Source organism: Bradyrhizobium sp. CB2312 (assembly GCF_029714425.1).
Classification (GTDB): Bacteria; Pseudomonadota; Alphaproteobacteria; order Rhizobiales; family Xanthobacteraceae; genus Bradyrhizobium.
This window is the reverse complement of the sequence record NZ_CP121668.1, coordinates 369,743-395,609: the sequence shown is the minus strand read 5'-3', so window position 1 is coordinate 395,609 and position 25,867 is coordinate 369,743. Positions and strand designations below refer to the sequence as shown.

The following is a 25,867-nucleotide window of genomic DNA, read 5'->3' as shown; positions in this document are numbered from 1 at the left end:
ACCCGCGGGCGGTGACCCCATGGGCCCACCTCAGTCTTGTGGCTGGCATACCATATACCACAGGAACTGCAACCCGGATTCTTTGACTTCGAGATCTCTGGACTGCGGAATTGCTGAACTTGCCGAAAGCCCGCCCGGTCAGCCGGGCCCCGGAAGTGAAACCGCCGAAGACCGGGTTTCGGTCTTCGGCGGGATTGTTTGCGCCTTAGCGGCCGAGAAGATCGGGTGCGATCTTCTTGCAGGCGTCAACCAGGCCCTGCACCGCGCCGACCGACTTGTCGAAGGCCTCGCGGTCCTTGCCGGCGAGCTCGATCTCGACGACGCGCTCGACGCCCTTGGAGCCGATCACGACGGGCACGCCGACATACATGTCCTTCACGCCGTATTCGCCATTGAGATAGGCGGCAGAGGGCAGCACGCGCTTCTTGTCACGCAGATAGCTCTCGGCCATCGCGATCGCCGACGCGGCCGGCGCGTAGAAGGCCGAGCCGGTCTTGAGCAGGTTGACGATCTCGGCGCCGCCGTTGCGGGTGCGGTCGACGATCTCGTCGAGGCGCGCCTGCGAGGTCCAGCCCATCTTGACGAGGTCGGGCAGCGGGATGCCGGCGACGGTGGAGTACTTCACCAGCGGCACCATGGTGTCGCCATGGCCGCCGAGCACGAAGGCGGTGACGTCCTCGACCGAGACGTTGAACTCGTCGGCCAGGAAGTAGCGGAAGCGCGCGGAGTCGAGCACGCCGGCCATGCCGACGACCTTCTTGTGCGGCAGGCCCGAGGCCTTCTGCAGCGCCCAGACCATCGCGTCGAGCGGGTTGGTGATGCAGATGACGAAGGCGTCGGGGGCGTACTTCTTGATGCCGGCACCGACCTGCTCCATGACCTTGAGGTTGATGGAGAGGAGATCGTCGCGGCTCATGCCGGGCTTGCGCGGCACGCCGGCGGTGACGATGCAGACCTTGGCGTTGTCGAGCGCTTCGTAGGAATTGGCGCCGGTGTAATGCGCGTCGAAACCGTCGACCGGCGAGGACTGTGCGATGTCGAGCGCCTTGCCCTGCGGCACGCCTTCGGCGATGTCGAACATCACCACGTCGCCCAGTTCTTTCAGGCCGATGAGATGAGCCAGCGTTCCGCCGATCTGACCGGAGCCAATCAAAGCAATCTTGTCGCGCGCCATGTGAACCTGTCCTTTAGACACGTAAGGAGGGAAAACTGATGGGTGGTTATCCCTTTCGCCTCCCTCGTTCAAGTCGGTGGATGCCCATTTGTCGGGCTTGCTGAGAATCCGGCCAGCAAACTCTACGCCGTCATTCCGGGATGCGCCGACAGGCGCAGGCCCGGAATCCATAACCACCATCGGGAGTATGGATTCCGGGCTCGCGCTTCGCGCGCCCCGGAATGACGGGCGGAGATAGGACTTAAGTCTCCACCAGCCCCTTGGTGGAGCCGCTGGCGGTGGAATCCTTGCGGCCGTGGGCCAGCGCCAGATAGGATTCCGAGCTCATCTCGATCAAGCGCGAGGCGGTCCGCTTGAACTCCATGGCCTCGTTGCCCTCGGTGCCGAGGTAGAGCGAGATCGGGTTGGCGTCCGCCGAGGCCATCAGCTTCACGGCATTGTCATAGAGCGTATCGATCAGCGTGATGAAGCGCTTGGCGGCGTTGCGCTGGGAGAAGTCCATCACTGGAATATGGTCGACCAGGATGGTGTGGTAGTCGTGCGCGAGCCGGAGATAGTCGGATGCCCCGAGCGGCTTCTCGCAGAGATTGGCGAAACTGAAGCGCGCCACGCCATGGGCCGAGCAGGGCACGTGCAGGGTGCGGCCCTTGATCGAAATATCGCGCGACTTGCATTTGGCGTTGCCGGTCATCTTCGACCAGGCGCGGTCGAGCGCGGCGTCCGCATCGCCATCCGCCGGCGTCAGCCACATCGGCACGCCCTGGAGCTTCTCCAGGCGGAAGTCGGTGCGGGCGTCGAGCCGCGCGACGTCCATGTGGTCGGTGATCTGCTTGATGAAGGGCAGGAACAGCGACCGGTTCAGGCCGCCCTTGTAGAGATCGTCGGGCGCGACGTTGGAGGTCGCAACCACAACGGTGCCGAGCTCGAACAATTTGGCGAAGAGGCGTCCCAGGATCATCGCGTCGGCAATGTCGGTGACGTGGAATTCGTCGAAGCAGAGCAGCCAGCTCTCCTCGAAGATCGCGGTCGCGGTCAGCGCGATGACGTCGCCATCGGCTATCTCGCCGCGCGCGATGCTCTGGCGATAGTCGTAGATGCGCTCATGCGCTTCCGCCATGAATTCGTGGAAATGCGCGCGGCGCTTGTACTCGACGCTCGATTGCTGAAAGAACAGATCCATCAACATGGTCTTGCCGCGGCCGACCTCGCCATGGATGTAGAGCCCGCGCGGCGCATCGTCCTTGTCGCTGCTGAACAGGCGGCTGAGCAGGCCCTGCTTGCGCTGCGGCTTGTAGTTCGCAAGCCGCAGGTCGAGCGCCGCATAGGCCTCGGCGACCTCGGCCTGCGCGGCATCGGGCTCGATCGCGCCGGATGCGATCTGGGCCTGGTAGGCCTCGCGGAATGAGGAGTTCGGGGTGGAGAGCATGGCTCTTTACCGCCAGAGATGGGCGGAAATTGCAAGCCGTGAATTGGTGCGGGGCCTATGCGTTCCGTGTCCCGGACGCAGCGGCGTGCGGACCCACTATTTCGTACATCGCGGCGTCGGCGCTACTCACACAACTCGTAGGCGTCCTCGACGACATACGGACCGCCGCCGGTCGATGCGCGCGACGAGAACAAGACAAAACGTTCGGCCATGAAGGCCTTGCTCGGGAAGTAGCCACGGATCGAGAGATAGTCCGCGACGTCGCGGTCGGTGGCGTCATGCAAACGAGCCAGCGTGACGTGCGGGATGAACTTGCGTCCCTCGGGGTCGAGACCGATCCGCTGCATCATGCGTTCGAGCTCGGCCTGCAATTCCATCAGCGGCTTGCTCGGCGCGATGGTGGCGACCACCGCGCGCGGCTTGCGGCCGCCGAAGCTGGTCAGGCCCTGCACCTTCACCTCGAACGGCTTGCGGTCGACGCGAAACAGCATCGAGGCGATCTCGTTGGCGGAGGCGCCGTCGATATCGCCGATGAAGCGCAAGGTGACGTGATAATTTTCGGGATCGATCCACCGGGCGCCGGGAAGGCCGCCCCTGAGATTGGAAAGCGACTGGCCGATCTCGGCCGGAATTTCCAGACCAGTGAACAAACGCGGCATCGTTCAGCACTCCCGATGCTTGGGTACGGCCCTCGAGGCAAGGACCATATCCAAATTAGAGCCGGCGACGAATCACCGGTACCCTGATTCCTATCGCAGTTGTGTGACTCTGCGAAGCATGCCGCGCCTCACCCCGGGAAAACCCTGGGAATTAGGGTTAGCGCTGCCTGTTTTTCAACGTCGTTGCTCGTGGATCGTGCCAACGAATGCCTCCACGGTGGGCATGATCCTGCCGACGATGATGTCGACGCCGGCCGCTGTCGGATGAATGCCGTCGGCCTGGTTGAGCTTGGCGTCGGCCGCGACGCCATCGAGGAAGAACGGATAGAGCGGCACGTCGAATGTTTTCGCCAGATCCGGATAAATCGAATTAAAGCGCGCAGCATATTCGGCGCCGTAATTCGGCGGCGCCAGCATGCCGCACAGCATCACCGGGATCTTGCGCTCCTTCAGACGCGCAACGATGTCGGTCAGCGCTTTGCGCGTCAAGTCGGGATCGATGCCGCGCAGCGCGTCGTTGGCGCCGAGCTCGACGATCACGCCATCGGTTCCGTCGGGCACCGACCAGTCGAGCCGGTCGCGGCCGCCGGAGGAGGTGTCGCCGGACACCCCCGCATTGGTCATGTCGACGGTTATACCCTTGGCTTGCAAGGCTTTTTGAAGTTTTATAGGGAATGCCTCCTGGCCCGGGAGGCCGAGGCCGGCGCTTAAAGAATCGCCGAGAACGACAAGCTTGACCGGCTTTGTCGCGTCCGCCCAGGCCGGGTTCGCCATCGTCATCAAAGCGAGCATCAACACGGCTATGTGCATGAAGAATCCGCAACGCCTCTCGACCGCGCGTGCGGACTTGCCATATGACCGGACCATGGACACTCGCATCGATCCCTCTTCGCTTGCCGACACCTCGTCGGACACCATCGCCATCTCCAACGTCAATCTCTCATTGGGTACGGGCGCGGCACGCGTTCACATTCTCAAGGATATCAGCCTGCGGGTCGGCCGTAGCGAGACGATCGGCCTGATCGGCCCGTCAGGCTCGGGCAAATCCACGCTGCTGATGGTGATGGCGGGGTTGGAGCGTCCTGATAGCGGAGAGGTGGTGGTGAACGGCACGCCTTTCAATGCCCTCGACGAGGACGCGCTGGCCCGCTTCCGCGGCCGACAGGTCGGCATCGTATTCCAGTCCTTCCATCTGATCCCGACCATGACGGCGCTGGAGAACGTCGCCGTGCCGCTCGAGCTCGCCGGCAATCCCGATGCGGCCAAGCGCGCGGCACAGGAGCTGCAATCGGTTGGGCTCGGCGACCGCCTGCATCATTATCCGACGCAGCTGTCCGGCGGCGAGCAGCAGCGCGTCGCGCTCGCCCGCGCGCTGGCGCCTGATCCCGCCATCCTCGTCGCCGACGAGCCGACCGGAAATCTCGACGAAGCCACCGGCAAGCAGATCGTCGATCTCTTGTTCAGCAAGCATGCCGAGCGCGGCATGACCTTGGTGCTGGTCACGCACGATTCCTCGCTGGCGCATCGCTGCGATCGCGTGATCCGCCTGCGCTCCGGCCGCATCGACACGCAGACCGCGCCGGCATGAGCACTGTCGCCGAACCGTTCGCGAAGCCGAGCGCCGTCGCGCTGTCGCTGCGTTACGCATTGCGCGAATTGCGCGGCGGCCTGCGCGGCTTCTACGTCTTCATCGCCTGCATCGCGCTTGGCGTGATGGCCATCGCCGGCGTCGGCTCGGTGTCGGCGAGCCTCTCCGACGGCCTCGCCCGCGAGGGCCGCACGTTGCTCGGCGGCGATGTCTCCTTCGTGCTGTTCCAGCGCGAGGCCAAGCCCGACGAGGTCAGCTTCCTGCGCTCGCGGGGCACCGTCTCGACCGCCGCGACTCTGCGCGGCATGGCGCGCTCGTCCGAGGGCAAGCTCGCGCTGGTCGAGATGAAGGCGGTGGACGACACCTATCCGATGCTGGGCCAGCTGACGCTGTCCCCGCCGATGCCGCTCTCGGATCTGCTCGCCGAGCGCGACGGCGCGTTCGGCGCGGCGGCCGATCCGACGCTGCTGGCGCGACTGTCCCTCAAGACCGGCGACCGCGTCACCATCGGCTCGGCCACCTTCCAGATCCGCTCCACCGTCGAGGCCGAGCCGGATAAGCTCGCCGGCGGCATCGGCTTCGGCCCGCGCTTTTTGATCAGCGAGGCCGGCCTGCGCGCCACCGGCCTGATCCAGCCCGGCAGCCTGGTGCGCTGGGTCTACCGGGTGAAGCTGCCCGATGGCGCCAACAGCGAGCGCGCCACCGAAGCCTTCATCAACGATGCGCGCAACGCGGCGCCGCAGGCCGGCTGGGAGATTCGCAGCCGCTCCAACGCCTCGCCGCAGCTCGGGCGCAACATCAACCGTTTCACGCAGTTCCTGACGCTGGTCGGCCTCGCCGCGCTGCTGGTCGGCGGCGTCGGCGTCGCCAATGCCGTGAAGAGCCATATCGACCGCAAGCTCGAGGTGATCGCCGCCTTCAAGGCGGTCGGCGCCACCGGCCGCGACGTCTTCGGCATTTACCTCGCGCAGGTGCTCCTGCTCGCCGCCATCGGCTCGGTGATCGGCCTTGCGCTCGGCGCCGCCATGCCGTTCGCGATCGTCGGCCTGTTCGGAAAATTGCTGCCGCTGCCGGTAGTGCCGGCCGTGCATGCCGACGAGCTCGCGCTGTCCTTCGTCTACGGCCTGCTCACCGCGCTCGCGTTCGGCCTGTGGCCGCTCGGGCGGGTGCACGACGTGCCTGTCGCCGCGCTGTTCCGCGACACCATCAGCTCCGAATGGCACCGGCCACGCGCGAGCTATCTCGTGTTCATGGGCGTCGTGATCGCGCTGCTCGTCGCGGTCGTGATCGGGCTTTCGTTCGACAAGCGCATCGCCGCGGTGTTCGTGGCCTCCTCCGTCGTCGTATTCGCCCTGCTGCGCGGCATCGCCGCGCTGCTGATGGGAATTGCGCGGCGCCTGCCGCGGACGCGGCTGCCGATGCTGCGGCTGGCGATCGCCAACATCCACCGGCCCGGCGCGCTGACGCCCTCGGTGGTGCTGTCGCTCGGTCTCGGACTGGCCGTGCTCGTCACCATCACCCAGATCGACGGCAATCTACGCCGGCAGTTCCTGGCGGCGCTCCCTGATCGTGCCCCCTCGTTCTTCTTCATCGACATCCCGAGCACGCAGGCCGAGCAGTTCGACGATTATCTGCGGCAGATCGCGCCCGGCGCGAAGGTCGAGGACGTGCCGATGCTGCGTGGGCGCATCGTCGCCGCCCGCGGGGTCCGCGCCGAGGACCTCAAGCCCACCACGGATTCGGAGTGGGTGCTGCAAAGCGACCGCGGCCTGACCTATACCGCCGAGCTGCCGAAGGGCTCCAAGGTGGTCGAGGGCCAATGGTGGGGCCCCGACTATTCCGGTCCACTGCTGGTCTCGATGGAGAAGAAGATCGCCGACGGGCTCGACCTCAAGCTCGGCGACGAGATAGTCGTCAACGTGCTCGGCCGCGACATTCCCGCCAAAATCGGCAATCTGCGCACCATCGACTGGCAGGGCATGGGCATCAATTTCGTGCTGGTGTTCTCGCCGAACGCCTTCAAGGGCGCGCCGCACACCCACATCGCGACGCTGACCGAAACCGGGGGCGATGCGGCCGGCGACGGCAAGATCATCAAGCAGGTTGCGGATGCCTATCCGATGGTGACGAGCGTGCGCGTGCGCGAGGTGATGGAGACGGTCGGCTCGGTCGTGACCAACCTTGCGCTGGCGATCCGCGGCGCCAGCGCCGTGACCCTGATCTCGGCGATCCTGGTGCTGGGCGGGGCGCTCGCCGCCGGCCACCGCCACCGGGTCTATGATGCGGTGATCCTGAAGACGCTGGGTGCAACCCGGCTGCGGCTGCTCGGCGCCTATGCCCTCGAATACCTCCTGATCGGGCTCGCCACCGCGGTGTTCGGCGTGATCGCCGGTAGTATCGCCGCCTGGATGATCGTGACGCGGCTGATGACCCTGAGCTTCGTCTGGCAGGCCGGCAGCGCCGCCGGCGTGGTCGCGGCCGCACTGGTCGTCACCGTGGGGCTGGGGCTTGCCGGCACGCTGCTGGCGTTGAACAAAAAGCCGGCTACGGTGTTGCGGAATTTGTGACAAAATGTAGCGGGGGGCCGTGCGGTAGCGGAATCGCACGATTCCTGCGATTAACCACGTCCGCTCGCCAGGATTGTGCCCGAGGGCGACATTCAGCCGCGCGTGGACGGTTGCAGCGAATGTGTTAGTTTCCCACATATCGAATGGGTTCGGAGCCCCCGATTGTTAGCCAAATTTAATGTCGGCAGACCTGGGTATCCGGATAGAACTTGACGAACCGGCGGCATGGCGACCCTCATGCCGGACCGGCCAACCAACGGGAATTCGACCATGTCGGACCTAGACCGTAACTACGCTTCTCCTTTCGGCAGGGCCGCCGGGCGTGTTGACGCCGCGACGGTCGACGCCGGCCTGCGCGCCTACATGCTGCGCATCTACAATTACATGAGCATTGGCCTCGCCATCACCGGCCTGGCCGCGCTCGGTGTCTACATGGCTGCCGTGACCGACGTTCCGACGCCGGAAGCCGTCCGTGTCGGCAAGCTGTTCCTGACCCCGTTCGGCTACGCGATGTTCGTCAGCCCCCTGAAGTGGCTGTTCATGCTCGCGCCGCTCGCGATGGTGTTCGTGATCTCGGCGGGCATCAACCGTCTCGCCCCCTCGACCGCCCAGATCCTGTTCTGGGTGTTCTCGGCGCTGATGGGCATCTCGCTGTCGTCGATCTTCCTGGTGTTCACTCACACCTCGATCGTGCGGGTGTTCTTCATCACCGCGGCGACCTTCGGTGCGCTCAGCCTCTACGGCTACACCACGCGTCGTGACCTGACCGGCATGGGCTCGTTCCTGTTCATGGGCCTGATCGGCATCATCATCGCGAGCCTGGTGAACCTGTTCCTGGCGAGCTCGATGCTGCAGTTCATCGTGTCGGTGGTCGGCGTGCTGGTGTTCGCGGGCCTCACCGCCTGGGACACCCAGCGGCTGAAGAACGACTACATCTACGGCTACGCCTCGGCCGGCGGTGACATCGCAGAGCGTGCGGCCATCACCGGCGCGCTGTCGCTGTACCTGAACTTCATCAACCTGTTCACGCTGCTGCTGCAGCTCCTCGGCCAGCGCGACTAAGCGCCAGACCCGAGAGAACGGACACGAACCCCGGCCGAGAGGCCGGGGTTTTTGTTTGGGGGCGGTGGTCTCTCCTCGTCATTGCGAGGAGCCCTTGCGACGAAGCAATCCAGAGTCCCTCCGCGGACGCATCTCTGGATTGCTTCGCTGCGCTCGCAATGACGGGTGTAGAGACAGCCGGGCCCTTCCAGCACCAGCGGGAAGGCTCTAATCTCGCCCCCATGTCCGCACCTGAAATAAGGCCCACGCTTGAGGCCGACCTTCCCGCCATCACCGCCATCTACCAGCAGGCCGTCCGCGAGGGCACCGCGACGTTTGAGCTGGATCCGCCCGACCTAGCCGAGATGACGCGCCGTTACCGCGCGCTGATCGACGGCGGCTATCCCTATTTCGTCGCCGTGCTCGACGGCCGCATCGCCGGCTATGCCTATGCCGGCGCCTACCGGCCACGGCCGGCCTATCGCTTCACGGTCGAGAACTCGATCTACCTCGATCCGAGTTTCCACCGCCGCGGCATCGGCTCGCTGCTGCTGGAGCGGCTGATCACCGAATGCGAGGCGCGCGGCTTCCGCCAGATGATCGCGGTGATCGGCGATTCCGCCAATGCCGGCTCGATCGGTGTGCACACCCGGGGCGGCTTCAAGATGATCGGCACCCATCCCAATGTCGGGCTGAAGTTCGGCCGCTGGCTGGACACGGTGATGATGCAGCGCGACCTCGGCGAGGGCGCAAAGACAGTGCCGACAAGGTAGGTCTCGTAGGGTGGGCAAAGCGATAGCGTGCCCACCATTCGCGGCGATAGAGAAAGAACGTGGGCACGGCGCTTTGCGCCTTTGCCCACCCTACGGCACCGGTCGTGCTGCTAGACCACCGCCAGCTTGCGGTCGATCACCAGCAGCACGCGCTCGAGCTCGTGGCCGCGGCGCAGGATCAGGCCGGTTGCCGAGATCACGCTGTACATGCCCTGCTTGCGCGCGAGGCGCGGGTCCTTCTCGATGCGGTAGATCGGCACTTCCGAGGCGCGGCGATAGACGGAGAACACCGCGCGGTCCTTCAGGAAGTCGATAGCATAGTCGCGCCACTCGCCGTCGGCGACCATGCGGCCGTAGAGATTGAGAATACGGTGCAGCTCGAGCCGGTTGAACGTCACCCGGTTCGGCTGCGCATTCGCCGCGACGGGCCGCGCCGCCGCGCGCTGCTCGCTCGGATCGGCATCCTCCGTCGTCAGGCTCATGGGCGCCTCCTCATCGCACACAGCATGACCGCGCCCGCGAAACCGTCCCCGGAACCGCAGATCATGACAATCACATGATTGCGCCAACCGCTCCGCGCCGCAAGGGCTCTTGCGGGGATCCGGGACAGAGCTCTGGGCTCAACCGGTCTGATCGGGTACGAATCCGCCCACACGCAAAAGTGGAACTTTGTCGCGGCAAAGCGTCACGGGATCGTTAGCAGGAATCATACTGTCGCCGCTTTTCCGCCAAGCGCCCGCCGCCCTGCACTGCGAAAAGATTCGTGTGCGTTGGCCCGGTCCTTTCGGTTCCGGATTCCTCAGCCCCCAGCCCCCCGGGGTCGAACAGGATCGGGTCTGTACGCGCGACAAGGAGGGCCAACGCAAGTTGGTCCTTTTTTGTTTGGGGCGGATTGTTTCTGACACGACGGATTCTCTCACCAAACATCAGCGCGAAAATTCTCTCCCCTCCTGAGGAGCACGCTCCTGCGCGCGTCTCGAAGGATGAAAGGCCGAGCTGCTCCAGCAGGGGCCTGCATGGTTCAAGACGGCGCTAATGCGCCTCCTCACCATGAGGAGTGAGAGCAGAGTGCGACGCTAGAGAGAATCAGTGCAGCGACGTGTACGCCGCGCCCAGCATCGGGCCGGGCTTGTCGCGGCTGCCGTCCTGGACATAGACCACCGCGCCGTCGACGCCGTCGCGCGCGAGGTTCTCGAGCGGCACGGTCCAGCTTTCCGGGCGGCCGGTCCAGTCGCCGACCTTGAGCAAATTGCGCACCACGTTGTGATAGGTGATCTGCTGTCCGCGATTTTCGCCGCGGCCGATCGAGATCGGCACCGATTTGGCGACCGAGCAGATCCAGACCTCGCCATGCGAGACCGCCGGCTCCTTGCTCGCGGCCACCGACACGTTGATCTGCTTGCCCGAGAGCGACATCGTCACCGGCACGCTCATCACGCCACCGCTCTTGTCGGTCTTGCCGATCGCATTCTCGATGCCGGCACGATCGCTGCCGATGACGTGCGCCGAGCCGTTGACGACGACCTGCGGCGTGTAGACCTCGCGGTCGCCGCGCATGCGCGAATAGGCACGCTGCCGCGCCGAGAAACGCGAATCCGCCAGCGTGTCCTTCCAGCCGAGATAGTCCCAATAATCGATCGGCATGCTCAGCGCGATGATCGAGGGATCGCTTGAGAGATCACCGATGATCTTGTCGGCGGGCGGGCAGGACGAGCAGCCCTGCGAGGTGAACAATTCGACAACGGCGCGCGGATCGGCGTGCGCGGGACGGATGATGGCGACGATGGCGCAGATGCTGAGCGCTCCCGACCAGAATGCACCGGACCAGCGCGAAGCCAGATTAGAAGCCATCATTGTCGTCATGTCGAACGTCACACATCGTCAGTCGTTGGGGGAAACTTATCGCCTGAAGGTCACCGTAATCTTACGGGGCGCGGCAGATTCAACCGTCCTGGGCGGGATTTCCGCCGGGCGGGCCCATCTGAAGCATGCCGCAAACGCGCGAAGGCGGCCTTGTGATAGGCCGCCTTCGTTTAACCTTCTACTCACGTCGCGGTGAGCCACCGTTCACAAATTCGCGCGCTAAAGCGCGACAAGCGCGCTTTAGGCTCTTGTTCGAGCATGATCTTATCGGAAAACCGCTACGCACTTTTCCGGATCATGCTTTACGCCGCGAGCTTGCGCAGCACGTAGTGCAGGATGCCGCCGTTCCGGTAATAGTCGAGCTCGTCCAGCGTATCGATGCGGCAGAGCAGCGAAACGCGCTGCAACGAACCGTCGCCGGAGACGATCTCGGCGGTCAGCTTCTGCCGCGGCTTGAGGTCGCCGACGAGGCCACGCAGCGTGACCTTCTCGTCGCCCTTCAGACCCAGCGACTGCCACGAGGTGCCTTCCTCGAAGGTCAGCGGCAGCACGCCCATGCCGACCAGGTTGGAGCGATGGATGCGCTCGAAGCTCTGGCAGATCACGGCGCGCACACCGAGCAGACGCGTGCCCTTCGCGGCCCAGTCGCGCGAGGAGCCGTTGCCGTATTCGGCACCGGCGAACACGACCAGCGGCACCTGCTCCTGCTGATACTTCATCGCGGCGTCGTAGATCGACATCTGCTCGCCGTCGGGCCAGTGCTTGGTGAGACCGCCTTCCGGAATGTTGCCGTCAGCGCCCTTCAGCATGAAGTTCTTGATACGGATGTTGGCGAAGGTGCCGCGCATCATGACTTCATGGTTGCCGCGGCGCGTGCCGTACTGGTTGAAGTCGGCCGGGCGCACCTGATGCTCGCTGAGATATTTGCCGGCGGGCGAGGTCAGCTTGATCGAACCGGCCGGCGAGATGTGGTCGGTGGTGATCTTGTCGCCGAACATGGCGAGGATGCGTGCCTCGACGATGTCGGTGACCGGCTCCGGCTCCTTCTTCATGCCATCGAAATAGGGCGGGTTCTGCACATAGGTCGAAGACATGTTCCAGCGATAGGTCTCGCTCTCGGCGGTCTTGATCTTGCGCCAGTTGGTGTCGCCCTTGAACACGTCGGCATACTTCTTCTTGAAGATCGAGGCGGTCACGAACTTCTTCATGAAGGCGTTGATTTCCTTCGAGGTCGGCCAGATGTCCTTGAGGTACACCGGCTTGCCGTCCTTGCCTTCGCCGAGCGGCTCGACCGCGAGGTTCTTGGTGACGCTGCCGGCGAGCGCATGCGCGACGACCAGCGGCGGCGAAGCCAGATAGTTCGCCTGCACGTCCGGCGACACGCGGCCTTCGAAGTTGCGGTTACCGGAGAGCACGGCCGCGGCGACGATGCCGTTCTCGTTGATCGACTTCGAGATCTCCTCCGGCAGCGGACCGGAATTGCCGATGCAGGTGGTGCAGCCGAAGCCGACGAGGTTAAAGCCGACCTTGTCGAGATCGGCCTGCAGACCGGAATCGGCGAGATAGCCCGCGACCACCTGGCTGCCCGGGGCGAGCGAGGTCTTGACCCACGGCTTGGCCTTGAGGCCCTTTGCGGCAGCGTTGCGCGCCAAAAGGCCCGCGCCGATCAGCACGCTCGGATTCGAGGTGTTGGTGCAGGAGGTGATGGCGGCGATGACGACGTCGCCATGGCCGATCTCGTATTTCTTGCCTTCGACGGCAAAGCGCTTGTTGGGCTCCTCGGCCTTCTTGTACTCGGTGCCGAGCGCGAGCGAGAAGCCTTCGGCGACTGACGGCAGCGCGATGCGGCCTTCGGGACGCTTCGGGCCGGCCATCGACGGCACGACGTCGGCGAGGTCGAGCGTCAGCGTTTCCGTGAACACCGGATCGGCCGACTTGGCGGTGCGGAACAGGCCCTGCGCCTTGGCATAGGCCTGCACCAGCGCGACGCGCGCGGGCGCGCGGCCGGAGGTCTTGAGGTAGTCGATCGCGGCGGCGTCGACCGGGAAGAAGCCGCAGGTCGCGCCGTATTCGGGCGCCATGTTGGCGATCGTCGCCTTGTCGGCGACCGAGAGATTGTCGAGACCGGGGCCGAAGAACTCGACGAACTTGCCGACGACGCCGAGCTTGCGCAGCATCTGCGTCACGGTCAGCACGAGGTCGGTCGCGGTGACGCCTTCCTTCATGGCGCCCTTCAGCTTGAAGCCGACGACGTTCGGCAGCAGCATCGACAGCGGCTGTCCGAGCATGCAGGCTTCCGCCTCGATGCCGCCGACGCCCCAGCCGAGCACGGCGAGACCGTTGACCATGGTGGTGTGGGAGTCGGTGCCGACCAGCGAGTCGGGATAGGCGACCTCGAAGGTGCCGGTCTTCTTGCCGACCGTCATCTTCTCCTTCTTGGCCCAGACCGTCTGGGAGAGATATTCGAGATTGACCTGGTGGCAGATGCCGGTGCCGGGCGGCACGACCGAGAAGTTCGAGAACGCCTTCTGGCCCCACTTCAGGAACTCGTAGCGCTCCTGGTTCTGCTTGTACTCTTCAGTGACGTTCTTGGCGAAAGCCTTGTTGTCGCCGAAGAAGTTCACGATCACGGAGTGGTCGATGACGAGATCGACCGGCACCAAGGGGTTGATCTTCTCGGCATCGCCGCCGAGCTTCTGCATCGCGTTGCGCATCGCGGCGAGGTCGACGACGGCCGGGACGCCCGTGAAGTCCTGCATCAGGACGCGGGCCGGGCGGAACGCGATCTCATGCTCCAGCGACTTCTTGCGCAGCCACTTCGACACCGCGACGATGTCTTCCTTCTTGACCGAGCGGCCGTCCTCATTGCGCAGGAGATTCTCGAGCAGGACCTTCATCGAATAGGGGAGCTTGGAGATTCCCTTCAGACCATTCTTCTCGGCCGTGGGCAGGCTGTAATAGACATAGGTCTTGGCGCCGACCTTGAGGGTCTTTTTGCATTTGAAGCTGTCGAGCGAGGTCATGTAGGAAATCCCAATTGTTAGTTATACCCGGCAGGGTATTTTAACACCGTCAGCATAGCAGGCTGGGTCGCTTGCAGGGGCAGGTTGAGTTGCTGCATCAAGTAGTTCCGGGCTTATAGAAGCTTTCTAACCGCGCCGCCACAGCCACAATCGAACCCAGCAAGTCGCGAGCCAAAAATTCTGATGCGCTACCCCAAGTTTTCCTGAGGCCCGACGGTGGACGGGTTGATACCAGGCAAGATGCAGCTGTCCGGGCGAGGGGTCACCTGCGTGCGCGGCGGCCGCGAGGTGTTTGCCGGGCTCGATTTCGAGGCCGGCGCCGGCGAGGCCGTGGCGGTGGTCGGCCGCAACGGCTCGGGCAAGACCTCGCTGCTGCGGCTGATCGCCGGCCTGCTCGTTCCGGCCGGCGGCACGATCGTACTGGACGGGGGCGACGCCGACATGACGCTGGCCGAGCAGTGCCACTATCTCGGCCATCGCGACGCCCTGAAGCCTGCGCTGAGCGTGGCTGAAAATCTGTCATTCTGGGCTGATTTCCTGGGCGGCGAGCGCGGTGACGCCGCTGAAAGCCTCGCCATTGTCGGCCTCGACCACGCCACCCACCTGCCCGCCGCGTTCCTCTCGGCCGGCCAGCGCCGCCGCCTCTCGCTGGCCCGGCTGCTGACGGTCCGTCGGCCAATCTGGCTGCTGGACGAGCCGACCAATGCGCTGGATGTCGCCGGCCAGGAGATGTTCGGGGGGCTGATGCGGGAGCATCTGGGGCACGGCGGGATGATCATCGCAGCGACCCATGCGCCGCTCGGGATCGAATCGCGGGAGCTGCGGATCGGGGGGATGGCGTGAGATCGAAGCACCCTCAGCTTTCCAAGCGGCCGGGCGCCGCTCTCTCCATTCCCTACCCCCTTGCGGGGGAGGGTCAGGGAGAGGGGTGCCACACGGAGACTCTCTCGGTCGACCGAAGTTCTTCTCTAGTGCCAAGCGCACCATTTCCTGGGCTACCCCTCTCCCCCGCCCTCCCCCGCAAGGGGGGAGGGAGTGCACCGCCTTTGGGGCGAGATGGGAGCCTCAGATGACCGCCCTCTCCGCCCTGATCCGCCGGGACATCAGGATCGCGCTCCGCGTCGGCGGCGGGGCGCTGATCGGCGTGCTGTTCTTCCTGACCGTCGTCGTGCTGATGCCGTTCGCGGTGGGACCCGATCTGGCGCTGCTGTCGCGGCTCGGGCCCGCGATCCTGTGGCTTGGCGCACTGCTGGCGAGCCTTTTGACGCTTGACCGGCTGTTCATGGCCGATCACGAGGACGGCTCGCTCGACCTGATCACCATGAGCCGGACCCCGCTGGAACTCGCCTGCGCGGCCAAGGCGCTGGCGCATTGGCTAGCGGCGGGGCTGCCGCTGATTGTCGCAACCCCCGTGCTTGGCCTCTTGCTCAATCTCGACATGGTCGCCACCGCTGCGGTGGCGCTGACGCTGCTGGCAGGCACTCCGGCCCTCACTTTCACCGGCATGATCGGCGCGGCACTGGCGGTGACGCTGCACCGGGGCGGGCTCCTGATGGCGGTGCTGGTGCTGCCGCTGTCTATCCCAGTGCTGATTTTCGGCGTTGCGGCCTCGCAGGCCGTGATCGTCGGCCCCATGACCTTTGGCGCGCCGTTCTCGATCCTGTGCGCGCTGTCGCTGGTCAGCCTCGTGATCGGCCCGTTCGCGGCGGCTGCGAGCCTGCGGCACGGGCTCGACTGACCATGGCTCGGCCGTCCTTGACCCCGATCAACTTTCGCTGCGCGCTTTTATGCTGATTGCGTGAGCGCTGACCTGTGATTAATCAGAAGACCATGACGCTGATCGACCTCGCCAATCCGACACGGTTCCTCGCGCTGACCGCGCGGCTGCTGCCGTGGCTTGCGGCCGCGACCGTCATCCTGCTCGCGATCGGCCTCTATCAATCGGCGCTCGCACCCGACGATTATCAGCAGGGTGCGACCGTCAAGATCATGTTCATCCACGTGCCCAATGCCTGGCTGTCGATGTTCGTGTGGGGCGTGATGAGCATCGCTTCGCTCGGCACGCTGGTGTGGCGGCATCCGCTCGCCGACGTCGCCGCGAAGGCGGCTGCTCCCATCGGCGCCAGCTTCACCTTCCTCGCGCTGCTGACAGGCTCGCTGTGGGGCCGGCCGATGTGGGGCACCTATTGGGAATGGGACGCGCGGCTGACCTCGGTGCTGATCCTGTTCCTGATGTATCTCGGCCTGATGGCGCTGTGGCGCGCGGTCGACGATCCCTCGCGCGCGGCGCGCGCCGCCGCCGTGCTGACGCTGGTCGGCGCGATCAATCTGCCGATCATCAAGTTCTCCGTGGACTGGTGGAACACGCTGCACCAGCCGGCCTCGGTGATGCGCATGGGCGGCTCGACGCTCGACAAGTCGTTCCTGGTCCCGCTGCTGGTGATGGCGATCGCGTTCACGTTGCTGTTCGTCACGCTGCATCTGGCCGCCATGCGCAACGAGATTTTACGCCGACGTGTCCGCTCGCTGCAGATGATGCAGGCAAGCCGCATCGCGTTTTCAACCGAAATGGGCACCGGTTCGCGTGAAGAAAACGCGTCAAAAGGGGCCGCATGACGATGTCGCTTGGTCCCTACGCGTCCTTCATCGTGACGTCCTATGCCGCCGTCGCCCTCGTGGTCGCAATCCTGGTCGGCTGGATCGCGCTCGACTATCGCAGCCAGACCCAGCGCCTGCGCGAGCTTGACCGCAGCGGCGTCACGCGCCGCTCCGGTCGCAGCGCGACGGACAGCCCAAGACAACTCACATGAGCGAACAATCGACACCCGCGGCACCGCAGCGCCGCACCTTCCTGATGGTGCTGCCGCTGCTCGCCTTCATCGCGCTTGCGCTCCTGTTCTGGTTCCGGCTCGGCAGCGGCGATCCCTCGCGCATTCCCTCGGCGCTGATCGGTCGTCCGGCGCCGCAGACCACGCTGCCGCCGCTCGAGGGACTACAGACCGGCAATGCGCAGGTGCCCGGTCTCGATCCCACCGCGTTCAAAGGCAAGGTCAGCCTCGTCAACGTCTGGGCCTCCTGGTGCGTGCCGTGTCATGACGAAGCACCGCTCTTGACTGAACTGGCAAAAGACAAACGCTTCGAGCTCGTCGGCATCAACTACAAGGACAGCGCCGACAACGCGCGGCGTTTCCTGGGGCGCTACGGCAACCCGTTCGGCCGCGTCGGCGTCGACGCCAACGGCCGCGCCTCGATTGAATGGGGCGTCTACGGCGTGCCGGAGACCTTTGTCGTCGGCCGCGAGGGCACGATCGTCTACAAGCTGGTCGGGCCGATCACGCCGGACAATTTGCGGACGGTGCTGTTGCCGCAGATGGAGAAGGCGTTGAAGGCGGGATCTTAGCCAAGACCGTCATTGCGAGGAGCTCGCGACGAAGCAATCCAGAGTACCTCCGCGGAGATAGTCTGGATTGCTTCGCTTCGCTCGCAATGACGAGCGGAGAGACCGTCACCCCTTCCTCACATCCCCCGCCTCAGCCTCGCTCGCCTCCAGCGAGGCCGGCTCGATGCCGTAGCGCTTGGTCAGCGGCATCTGGGCGATGGCGAAGATCATCGTGATCGTGGTCACGCCGAACACCTTGAAGTTCACCCAGAAGTCCGTGCTCTGGGTGCGCCAGACGATCTCGTTCAGCACCGCCATGCCTGCGAAGAACAACGCCCAGCGCAGCGTGAGGATTCGCCAGCCCTGCGGCGTCAGATTGAACATCTGGTCGAACATCACGGCGATGAAGGAGCGGCCGAACAGGAGGCCGCCGCCGAGGATCGCGGCGAACAGGCCATAGATGATGGTCGGCTTGACCTTGATGAAGGTCTCGTCGTGCAGCACCAGGGTCAGCGTCCCGAACACCAGCACGATGACGCCGGTGACGACCGCCATGATCGGGATGTGACGCGTCACCACATAGGACGCGATCATCGCCGCGACGATCGCGACCATGAAGGCGCCGGTAGCGGCGAACAAATTGAACTTCGCGTTGACGAAGAAGAACACGAGCAGCGGACCGAGTTCGGTCGCAAGCTTGAACAGCGGATGCGGCTGGGTCTTGTCCATTACCTGACCTTCGTTGCTGTCATGCCCCGCCTTGTGCGCAATTGCGCACTGGGGGCGGGGCATCCAGTACGCCGCGCCGCTCGTTGCAGACTACAGGCGCCTCGGAATACTGGATCCCCCGCCTTCGCGGGGGATGACGAAAGAAAACCTATGACTCGATTCCGGCGATCGCGCGGGCGAAATCGCGCGCGGTGAAGGCGGCGAGATCGTCGACGCCCTCGCCGACGCCGATGAAATGCACCGGCAGTTTGAATTTCTCCGCGAGCGCCACCAGGATGCCGCCACGCGCGGTGCCGTCGAGCTTGGTCATCACGAGGCCGGTGACCCCGGCGGTGCGATGGAAGGCCTCGACCTGCGACAGCGCGTTCTGGCCCACGGTGGCGTCCAGCACAAGCAGCACGGCATGCGGCGCAGTGTCATCCACCTTGCGGATCACGCGCACGACCTTTTCGAGCTCGTTCATCAGTTCGGCCTTGTTCTGGAGCCGGCCGGCGGTGTCGATCAGGAGCACGTCGATGCTCTGCTCCTTCGCCGCCGTCAGCGCGTTGAAGGCAAGACTCGCCGAATCCGAGCCCTGCGCGCCCGCGATGACCGGCGTCTTGGTGCGCTCGCCCCAGACCTTGAGCTGCTCGATGGCTGCGGCGCGAAACGTATCGCCGGCGGCCAGCATCACCTTGCGGCCTTCGGAGGCGAATTTTTGCGAGAGTTTTCCGATAGTGGTGGTCTTGCCGGAGCCGTTGACGCCGACGACGAGAATGACGAACGGCTTTTTCGCCGTATCGATCACAAGGGGTTTTGCAACCGGCGCCAGCACCTTCTCGACCTCGGTCGCGACGACGTCCTTGACCTCGTCCGCTGAGATCGCCTTGTCGTAGCGCCCGGTGCCGACCGCGTCCGCGATCCGCACCGCGACCGAGGTGCCGAGGTCGGCGCGCAGCAGCACGTCCTCGATGTCGTCGAGCATGGCGCGGTCGAGCTTGCGCTTGGTGACGAGATCGGCGACCGCGGTCCCGAGCGAGGACGAGGTGCGCTTCAGCCCGTTGGACAGACGGCGCCACCAGCTCAGCTTGGGGGGATCTGACGTGGTATCGTTCATGGTTCTCGTGCCGCCGATTTGAAGTTCCTACTCTCTTGCCGCAAGTCCGGTTAGGAACTTCAAATCGAAGAGCGGCACGAGAAAATGTTGTTGCCAGTGCGGCCCTGGATTTGGCATTCGCTTCGCATTTCGCGGCTGCCGCTGAGCGAATGCCAAATCCACCGCACTGGTGGTGTGTTAGCCGTTCCGGCTGCCAAACGAAAGTCTTGACCGAAAGTCCTGCGATTGCTCGATGTTCCCCAATTGACCGCCGACGAGATCCTGGCCCGTGTGCTCCACCGCGACGGCCTGATGCTGGTGATCGACAAGCCGGCCGGCCTTCCCGTGCATCGCGGCCCCAAGGGCGGCCCCAATCTGGAGGATTCCTTCGATGCGCTCCGGTTCGGCCTGCCCCGGCCGCCGGTGCTGGCCCACCGGCTGGATAAGGACACCTCCGGTTGCCTTGTGCTCGGCCGCCATCGCAAGGCGACCGCATCGCTCGGCCTGCTGTTCAAACACGGCAAGATCGGCAAGACCTACTGGACGGTGGTCGAGGGCGGCCCCAATGAGGACGAAGGCACGATCGACTTAGCCCTCGGCCGGCTCAATGCCGAGCGCGGCTGGTGGCAGAAGCCCGACCCTGAAGGCCAGAAGGCCGTCACTAACTGGAAGGTGATGGGGCGGGGCGACGGTTTCACTTGGCTCGCCATGGAACCGGTGACCGGGCGGACCCACCAATTGCGGGTGCATTCGGCCGCATCCGGCTGGCCGATCTTCGGCGATAACATTTACGGCAACGGCCCGCGCTTCGGCGAGCCGAAGCTGCACCTGCATTCCCGCGAGATCGTGGTGCCGATCTCCCGGAACAAGGAGCCGGTCCGCGTGGTCGCGCCGGCCCCGCCGCACATGCATGAGAAGCTCAGGGCGTGCGGGTGGAATGGGGAGTAGCGGCGATGTCGCTTAACCTCTCCCGCTTGGGGGAGAGGTCGCGCCCAACGGGTCGCGCCGAAGGCGCGCCCGATGCCAGGCTCCGGCGCGGGTGAGGGCTCTATCCTCTGGGGGATTATCCCGTTGCGGAGACACCCTCTCCCCTACCCTCCCCCGCGAGCGGGGGAGGGAGCGCAGCTCCGCCGTTGCGGCATCTCGTTCGCATCGCCCATGGTTTACGAAACCTTCAGCGCTCGCCTCTAATGATAGCGGTTGCTTAGAACAAGCTTCCGTCAATCCGCTCAGGACGAGCCGCGCGTCATGTCCAAGGCCGAACTATCGATCATCGACGAGGTCGAATCCGCGATTCGGATGGGCTCGGCGGAAAAAGGCCTGGAAACCGCCCGGCGCGTCACCGATCTGTTCCTCTCTTCCGCCGGCAGCTTTGACGACGAGCAGATCGCGCTGTTCGACGATGTGCTCGAGCGCCTGATCGGCACCATCGAGCTGCGCGCCATCGCCGACATCGGCGCGCGCGTTGCCTTGGCCGAGATCAGCGCGCAGCTCGCGCCGATCGCGCAGGCGCCGCCCTCCGTCATCCGCCGCCTCGCCAACAATGACGAGATCCGCATCGCCGGCCCCGTGCTGCAAGAATCCGCACGCCTCGACGACGGCGAGCTCGTGAAGATCGCCTCCAGCAAGGGCGAGCCACATCTGCTCGCGGTCGCCGGGCGCTGGTGGCTGAAGGAGATCGTCACCGACGCGCTGCTGGCGCGGCGTTATCCCAGCGTCAGCCGGCGCCTCGCGACCAATCCGGGCGCGCGCGTCTCAGGCAATGGATTTGCCCTCATCGTCGGACAGGCCGAGAGCGATCCCGAGCTCGCCGTCAATGTCGGCGTCCGCGTCGATCTGCCGTCGGACCTGCGCCGTCAATTGCTGCGCTCGGCAACGGATGCGGTGCGCACCCGCCTGCTGTCGCGCGCGCCGCCGCATCTGTTCGAGGAAATCCAGAGCGCGATCACGGCCGTCACCGTCGGCGTCGAGCGCGAGATGTCGGCAGTCCGCGACTTCGAAGGCGCCAAGCGGGCGATCGCCAGTCTCAAGGCCGCCGGCCAGCTCAGCGAGGCGACGCTGCTCGGCTTCGCCATGCAGCGGCGCTATGAGGAGACCGTCGCGGCTCTGGCCGCGCTGTCCGGCTCGACCGTCGAGGTGATTCGCCCGCTGATGCAGAGCCTGCGCGACGACGGCCTGCTGGTGCCGTGCAAGGCCGCGCAGCTCCGCTGGGAAACCACGGCCGCCGTGCTCGAAAGCCGTTATGCCACCGGCGCGATGAAGCCGGCCGACGTCGCCAGAGCGCAAGGGCATTTTGCGCGGATGACGCCGGAGAATGCGCGGCGGACGCTCAGGTTCTGGCAGGTCAGGGCGCAGTAGATTCTTCCCCTCTCCCCCTGTGGGAGAGGGTGGCTCGCCGCGCAGCGGCGAGACGGGTGAGGGGTCTCTCTCCGCGTGCACCTTCACGCAGTAGAATTCGCGGAAGCAACCCCTCATCCGGCGCCGTAGCCGAAGCTTCGCTTCGGCGTTCTTAGAGACGGCGGCCAAAGGCCGCCTATGCCACCTTCTCCCACAAGGGGAGAAGGAAGAGAGCACCTGTTACGTGGTCAGCCGCTCGCCATCGCTGCCGGCAATCATCAGCTGCACGACGCTGCCCACACGTCCGCCCGCAATCGCCACCGGCAGATAGTGCTCCGTGCGTCCCTGCCCGTCACTCTCGATCAGCACCTCGCGCGTCGCGCCGACCTCGGCTTGCAGCCGCTGCCGTAGCGCCACCTCACCTGCCGCACGCAGCCGCTTCGCGCGCTGCTTGATCGCGCCACCCGCGACCTGCGGCATCCGCGCGGCCGGCGTGCCGGGGCGTGGCGAATAGGGGAAGACGTGCAGGAATGTCAGGCCGCACTCCTCGACCAGATCGAGCGAGCGCAAAAACATCTCCTCGGTCTCGGTCGGGAAGCCCGCGATGATGTCGGCACCCAACGCGATATCCGGGCGGAGGCGGCGGACCTGGTCGCAGAACGTGATCGCTTGCTTCCGCGAATGCCGCCGCTTCATGCGCTTCAGGATCATGTCGTCACCGGATTGCAGCGACAGATGCAGGTGCGGCATCAGCCGCGCATCGTCAGCGATGGCGTCCAGCAGATCGGCGTCCGCCTCGATCGAATCGATCGAAGAGATACGCAGACGCTTCAACTCCGGCACATGCCGCAGGATCTGTTTGGTCAGCATGCCGAGCTTCGGCGCGCCCGGCAGATCAGTGCCGTAGCTGGTGAGATCGACGCCGGTCAGCACGATCTCGGCATAGCCGCGCCCGACCAGCGTCCGCACCTGATCGACCACCGCACCCATCGGCACCGAGCGTGAATTGCCGCGGCCGAACGGGATGATGCAGAAGGTGCAGCGATGGTCGCAGCCGTTCTGCACCTGCACGAATACGCGCGGCAGGCCGCGCGCATAGCCATCGATCAGATGCGGCGCCATCTCCTTGACCGCCATGATGTCGCTGACGGCGATCTTCTCGCTGGCACCAAGGTCGAAAGCGTTGCGCGTCTCGCGCCACGCTTCGCCGCGCAGCTTGTCGTCATTGCCGACGACGCGGTCGACCTCGGCCATGTCGGCGAACATCGCGCTTTGCGTCTGCGCCGCGCAGCCGGTGACGACGATGCGCGCCGAAGGCCGCTCGCGCCTCAGCTTGCGGATCGACTGGCGCGCCTGCGCCACGGCCTCATTGGTGACGGCGCAGCTATTGATGACGATGGTGTCTTCGAGCCCCGCGCCCTCGGCCTCGCGGCGGATCACCTCGGCCTCGAAGGCGTTGAGGCGGCAGCCGAAGCTGACGACGTCGACGGCCATTACCCGACCGGCGCGAACAGCGCCGGATCGAAATTGCCTTCGTATTCGAAGGTCGCCGTGCCGGTCATCAGCACATGATCGTCGCGCTCGCGCCATTCGATGCCGAGCTTGCCGCCGGGCAGCGTGATCTCGACATTGCGCTCGGCGCGCTTCAGCCGCGCAGCCGCGACCGCGGTCGCACAGGCCGCCGAACCGCAGGCCCGGGTCAGACCTGCGCCGCGCTCCCAGGTGCGGATCGTGATGTGCTGGGGATCGACGATATGCGCCAGCGTGATGTTGGCGCGCTCGGGGAAGATCGGGTGATTTTCCAGCAGCGGACCGAAGCGGCCGAGGTCGTAGGCGTTGACGTCGTCGACCCAGAACACCGCGTGCGGATTGCCCATGCTCACGGCCGAGGGCGAATGCAGGATCGGATTGTCGATCGGCCCGATCTGCAATTCGATGTAGCGGGTATCGCGAAACTCCTCAGCCAGCGGAATGTCCTGCCAGCCGAACTTCGGCGCGCCCATGTCGACGGTGTAGAGATCGGGCGCCGGACCCTGCCAGGCATTGAGCAGGCCGGCCGCGGTCTCGAACGTCGCCGTGGTCTGGCCGGTCCTCTCGAAAATCCGCCGCACCACGCAACGCATGCCGTTGCCGCAGGCGCCGGCCTCGGAGCCGTCATTGTTGTAGATGCGGATGAAGGCCTCGGTGCCGTCGAGCCGCGGCTTCTGCAGCACCATGAGCTGGTCGTAGGGCACGCCGCCTTGAGCGGACGCCACCGCGCGGGCGTCGTCCGGCGTCACGGGCGAGGCAGAATCGCGCATGTCGACAACGACGATCTCGTTGCCGATGCCGTTCATCTTGGCAAATGCGTGGTTGGCCAGCGCGCTCATGAAAATTCCCGAATTTCGCCTGCCTTATATGGCGATCCTTGCCGGCTTGGCCAGTCATTTGGCGGCGACCGAGGGTGTCTGCCAAGGTGAGCTGCCATGACGCATCTGTCATGGGACGAATTCGGCGCTCGCGTGTTAGAACGGCGCGACTCGCGCGGGGAGGGACGCGCGGGCGGGCGCAAGGATGGATTTAGGCCTTGGTGTACAAGGTCTTGGGGAGAGTAAAATGATCAGCTTTCGTCGTCTCGCTCTGGCCGCGCTGATCCCGGCGGCGGCCATGTCGATTGGCCTGTCCGGCGCCCTGGCGCAGACCCCGAGCCCGGCACCAGCCGCATCAGCAAGCCCCTCGCCGGCCCCGTCGGCATCGCCCGCCCCGGCCGCAAGCGCTTCGCCCGCGCCTGCGGCAAGCCCGGCGCCGGCCGCGAGCGCCTCACCGGCACCTGCAGCGACGCCTTCGCCCGCGGCCAGCGCCTCACCCAGCCCGGCGGCCCCGCCGCCCGCAGCCGCCGCCACGCCCGCCCCGGTGCAGACCGCCGACCCGTTCGGCCAGGAGACCACGCTCGAGGCCAAGAAGGTCGTGATGGTCAAGGGCACTGCCAATTGGGACTCCGCCTTCGACACACTGATCGACGCCTTCAAGGCGCTGAACACGCTGTTGGACAAGCAGGGCATCAAGCCATCTGGCAATTCGATGATCGTCTACACCTCGACCGACGACACCGGCTTCACCTTCCTCGCGGAGATTCCGGTCGAGCAGGATCCGAAGAACCTGTCCAAGGACATGAGCATCGGCAAGTCGCCGGAGGGCAAGGCGCTGAAATTCGTCCATCGCGGCTCCTACGACAACATGGACAACACCTACGAGGCGATCACCAATCACCTTGACGACAAGAAGCTGGAAGCCAAGGACACGTTCATCGAGGAGTACCTCACCGATCCCCTGAAGACGGCCGAGGACAAGCTCGTGATCAACGTGTTCGTGCCATTGAAGTGAGAGAGATGAAGAAGCCTGCCGTACTCGCTGCCGTTTTCGCCGCCACGCTGCTGGCAACGCCTGCGCTCGCCGATGATTTTCCCTCCGCCATTACGGTGAGCGGCGAAGCCAATGTTTCCGCAGCGCCGGACCTTGCGCAGATCGATGCCGGCGTCGCCAACGATGCCAAGACGGCGAAGGAGGCCTCAGACGCGAACAACGCCGCGATGGGCAAGGTGTTGCTGGCGCTGAAGGGCGCCGGCATCGCCGAGAAGGATTACCAGACCTCGCGGCTGTCGCTGCAGCCGCAATACGGCCAGAACAAATCCACCGGCGCTTCGCCCGTGGTCGGCTTCCGCGCCAGTAACCGCGTCACCGTGAAAATTCGCGACGTGACCAAGGTCGCCGGCATCATCGACACGCTGGTTGGCGCCGGCGCCAACGACATCGGCAACATCGCGTTCGAGGTGACGCAGGCATCAAAACTGCTCGACGATGCGCGCGAGCAGGCGGTCGCCGATGCGCGCCGCAAGGCCGAGATCTACGCCAAGGCCACCGGCGTGACGCTGGGCGCGCCGCTCAGTGTATCCGAGGGTGGCGGCCCGGTGCCGCTGTTCAAGGCGCGGATGGCGACAGCGCCAATGGCTGCGCCTGCTGCGGTCGCGCCGGGCGAGGAGACGCTGTCGGTGACGGTGAATGTGAGCTGGGCGATCAAGCAGGGGCAGTAAGACGGGGCTTCGTAAGAGGCACATCGCCGCAACACCAATGGTGTCGTCCTCGCGAAGGCGGGGACCCATAACCACAGGCAGTGGTTGTTGCGCGCAGGCGGTAACTCCGAGTCCTCGCCAAACGTCTCCCTGTGGTTATGGGTCCCGGGCTCGCGACTTCGTC

General features: G+C 65.2%; 24 protein-coding genes. 13 read left to right on the top strand and 11 right to left on the bottom strand.

Annotation, left to right across the window (positions count from 1 at the left end; translation table 11 throughout):
* Positions 1-205: 205 nt before the first annotated feature.
* From mdh to QA642_RS01905, 4 genes are all read right to left on the bottom strand, one after another.
* Positions 206-1,174, bottom strand: coding sequence for a malate dehydrogenase (mdh, locus tag QA642_RS01920; protein ID WP_008145224.1), 969 nt, complete (start codon positions 1,172-1,174; stop codon positions 206-208).
* Between the two features lie 241 nt (positions 1,175-1,415).
* Positions 1,416-2,600: a cell division protein ZapE gene (gene zapE, locus QA642_RS01915; protein WP_283083137.1), complete on the bottom strand. Its 1,185-nt coding sequence runs from the start codon at positions 2,598-2,600 to the stop codon at positions 1,416-1,418.
* Positions 2,601-2,722: 122 nt separating this feature from the next.
* A complete protein-coding gene (thpR, locus tag QA642_RS01910) occupies positions 2,723-3,259 on the bottom strand; it encodes an RNA 2',3'-cyclic phosphodiesterase (RefSeq protein ID WP_027561862.1) in 537 nt (178 codons plus the stop codon).
* Positions 3,260-3,433: 174 nt separating this feature from the next.
* Positions 3,434-4,069, bottom strand: a complete 636-nt coding sequence (locus QA642_RS01905) for an arylesterase (protein ID WP_283083136.1) — start codon at positions 4,067-4,069, stop codon at positions 3,434-3,436.
* A 55-nt stretch (positions 4,070-4,124) separates the two neighbouring features.
* On the opposite strand from QA642_RS01905, the gene QA642_RS01900 reads away from it, so the two are divergent.
* The 4 genes from QA642_RS01900 to QA642_RS01885 all read left to right on the top strand — a co-directional run bounded on the left by QA642_RS01900 (position 4,125) and on the right by QA642_RS01885 (position 9,228).
* Positions 4,125-4,847 carry an ABC transporter ATP-binding protein gene (locus QA642_RS01900; RefSeq protein ID WP_092217832.1) on the top strand — a complete coding sequence of 241 codons (723 nt, stop codon included), beginning with the start codon at positions 4,125-4,127 and terminating at the stop codon, positions 4,845-4,847.
* The gene (locus tag QA642_RS01895; RefSeq protein WP_283083135.1) at positions 4,844-7,414 is read left to right on the top strand and encodes an FtsX-like permease family protein; all 2,571 of its coding nucleotides are present in this window, start codon (positions 4,844-4,846) and stop codon (positions 7,412-7,414) included. Before QA642_RS01900 ends, QA642_RS01895 begins: the two co-directional genes overlap by 4 nt.
* A gap of 270 nt (positions 7,415-7,684) precedes the next feature.
* The gene (locus QA642_RS01890) at positions 7,685-8,476 is read left to right on the top strand and encodes a Bax inhibitor-1/YccA family protein (RefSeq protein WP_035702927.1); all 792 of its coding nucleotides are present in this window, start codon (positions 7,685-7,687) and stop codon (positions 8,474-8,476) included.
* Positions 8,477-8,697: 221 nt separating this feature from the next.
* Entirely contained in the window at positions 8,698-9,228 is a 531-nt protein-coding gene (locus QA642_RS01885; RefSeq protein WP_283083134.1) for a GNAT family N-acetyltransferase, read from the top strand.
* Between the two features lie 110 nt (positions 9,229-9,338).
* On the opposite strand, the gene QA642_RS01880 is transcribed toward QA642_RS01885, so the two are convergent.
* From QA642_RS01880 to acnA, 3 genes are all read right to left on the bottom strand, one after another.
* Positions 9,339-9,710, bottom strand: coding sequence for a DUF2794 domain-containing protein (locus QA642_RS01880; protein ID WP_283083133.1), 372 nt, complete (start codon positions 9,708-9,710; stop codon positions 9,339-9,341).
* A gap of 604 nt (positions 9,711-10,314) precedes the next feature.
* The gene (locus QA642_RS01875) at positions 10,315-11,091 is read right to left on the bottom strand and encodes a DUF1223 domain-containing protein (protein ID WP_283083132.1); all 777 of its coding nucleotides are present in this window, start codon (positions 11,089-11,091) and stop codon (positions 10,315-10,317) included.
* 302 nt (positions 11,092-11,393) lie between these two features.
* Entirely contained in the window at positions 11,394-14,114 is a 2,721-nt protein-coding gene (acnA, locus tag QA642_RS01870) for an aconitate hydratase AcnA (protein WP_283083131.1), read from the bottom strand.
* A 240-nt stretch (positions 14,115-14,354) separates the two neighbouring features.
* On the opposite strand from acnA, the gene ccmA reads away from it, so the two are divergent.
* The 5 genes from ccmA (at position 14,355) to QA642_RS01845 (ending at position 17,514) form a co-directional block, all read left to right on the top strand.
* A complete protein-coding gene (gene ccmA, locus QA642_RS01865; RefSeq protein WP_283083130.1) occupies positions 14,355-14,957 on the top strand; it encodes a heme ABC exporter ATP-binding protein CcmA in 603 nt (200 codons plus the stop codon).
* Positions 14,958-15,183: 226 nt separating this feature from the next.
* Complete coding sequence (ccmB, locus tag QA642_RS01860; protein WP_063198473.1) at positions 15,184-15,852, top strand: heme exporter protein CcmB; 669 nt, start codon at positions 15,184-15,186, stop codon at positions 15,850-15,852.
* Between the two features lie 92 nt (positions 15,853-15,944).
* The gene (locus QA642_RS01855; RefSeq protein WP_283083129.1) at positions 15,945-16,730 is read left to right on the top strand and encodes a heme ABC transporter permease; all 786 of its coding nucleotides are present in this window, start codon (positions 15,945-15,947) and stop codon (positions 16,728-16,730) included.
* Positions 16,727-16,924, top strand: a complete 198-nt coding sequence (ccmD, locus tag QA642_RS01850) for a heme exporter protein CcmD (RefSeq protein WP_283083128.1) — start codon at positions 16,727-16,729, stop codon at positions 16,922-16,924. The genes QA642_RS01855 and ccmD overlap by 4 nt, the downstream gene beginning before the upstream one ends.
* Positions 16,921-17,514: a DsbE family thiol:disulfide interchange protein gene (locus tag QA642_RS01845; RefSeq protein WP_283083127.1), complete on the top strand. Its 594-nt coding sequence runs from the start codon at positions 16,921-16,923 to the stop codon at positions 17,512-17,514. Before ccmD ends, QA642_RS01845 begins: the two co-directional genes overlap by 4 nt.
* Before the next feature lie 105 nt (positions 17,515-17,619).
* On the opposite strand, the gene QA642_RS01840 is transcribed toward QA642_RS01845, so the two are convergent.
* Both QA642_RS01840 and ftsY read right to left on the bottom strand, forming a co-directional pair.
* Positions 17,620-18,222, bottom strand: coding sequence for a septation protein A (locus QA642_RS01840; RefSeq protein ID WP_283083126.1), 603 nt, complete (start codon positions 18,220-18,222; stop codon positions 17,620-17,622).
* Between the two features lie 148 nt (positions 18,223-18,370).
* On the bottom strand, positions 18,371-19,318 hold the full coding sequence (gene ftsY, locus QA642_RS01835) for a signal recognition particle-docking protein FtsY (protein ID WP_283083125.1): 948 nt from the start codon (positions 19,316-19,318) through the stop codon (positions 18,371-18,373).
* A gap of 225 nt (positions 19,319-19,543) precedes the next feature.
* On the opposite strand from ftsY, the gene QA642_RS01830 reads away from it, so the two are divergent.
* Both QA642_RS01830 and QA642_RS01825 read left to right on the top strand, forming a co-directional pair.
* The gene (locus QA642_RS01830) at positions 19,544-20,245 is read left to right on the top strand and encodes an RNA pseudouridine synthase (RefSeq protein ID WP_283083124.1); all 702 of its coding nucleotides are present in this window, start codon (positions 19,544-19,546) and stop codon (positions 20,243-20,245) included.
* 300 nt (positions 20,246-20,545) lie between these two features.
* The gene (locus tag QA642_RS01825; protein ID WP_283083123.1) at positions 20,546-21,655 is read left to right on the top strand and encodes a DUF2336 domain-containing protein; all 1,110 of its coding nucleotides are present in this window, start codon (positions 20,546-20,548) and stop codon (positions 21,653-21,655) included.
* A 219-nt stretch (positions 21,656-21,874) separates the two neighbouring features.
* Here the strand turns inward: QA642_RS01825 and mtaB are convergent, their stop codons facing one another.
* Positions 21,875-23,128: a tRNA (N(6)-L-threonylcarbamoyladenosine(37)-C(2))-methylthiotransferase MtaB gene (mtaB, locus tag QA642_RS01820; protein WP_283083122.1), complete on the bottom strand. Its 1,254-nt coding sequence runs from the start codon at positions 23,126-23,128 to the stop codon at positions 21,875-21,877.
* Positions 23,128-24,003 (bottom strand): diaminopimelate epimerase, encoded by an 876-nt coding sequence (gene dapF, locus QA642_RS01815; RefSeq protein ID WP_283083121.1) that lies wholly within the window; start codon positions 24,001-24,003, stop codon positions 23,128-23,130. Before dapF ends, mtaB begins: the two co-directional genes overlap by 1 nt.
* A gap of 226 nt (positions 24,004-24,229) precedes the next feature.
* Here dapF and QA642_RS01810 point away from each other — a divergent pair, with 226 nt between their 5' ends.
* Both QA642_RS01810 and QA642_RS01805 read left to right on the top strand, forming a co-directional pair.
* The gene (locus QA642_RS01810) at positions 24,230-24,997 is read left to right on the top strand and encodes a GyrI-like domain-containing protein (protein WP_283083120.1); all 768 of its coding nucleotides are present in this window, start codon (positions 24,230-24,232) and stop codon (positions 24,995-24,997) included.
* 5 nt (positions 24,998-25,002) lie between these two features.
* Entirely contained in the window at positions 25,003-25,704 is a 702-nt protein-coding gene (locus QA642_RS01805; protein ID WP_283083119.1) for an SIMPL domain-containing protein, read from the top strand.
* The last annotated feature ends 163 nt before the right edge of the window (positions 25,705-25,867 follow it).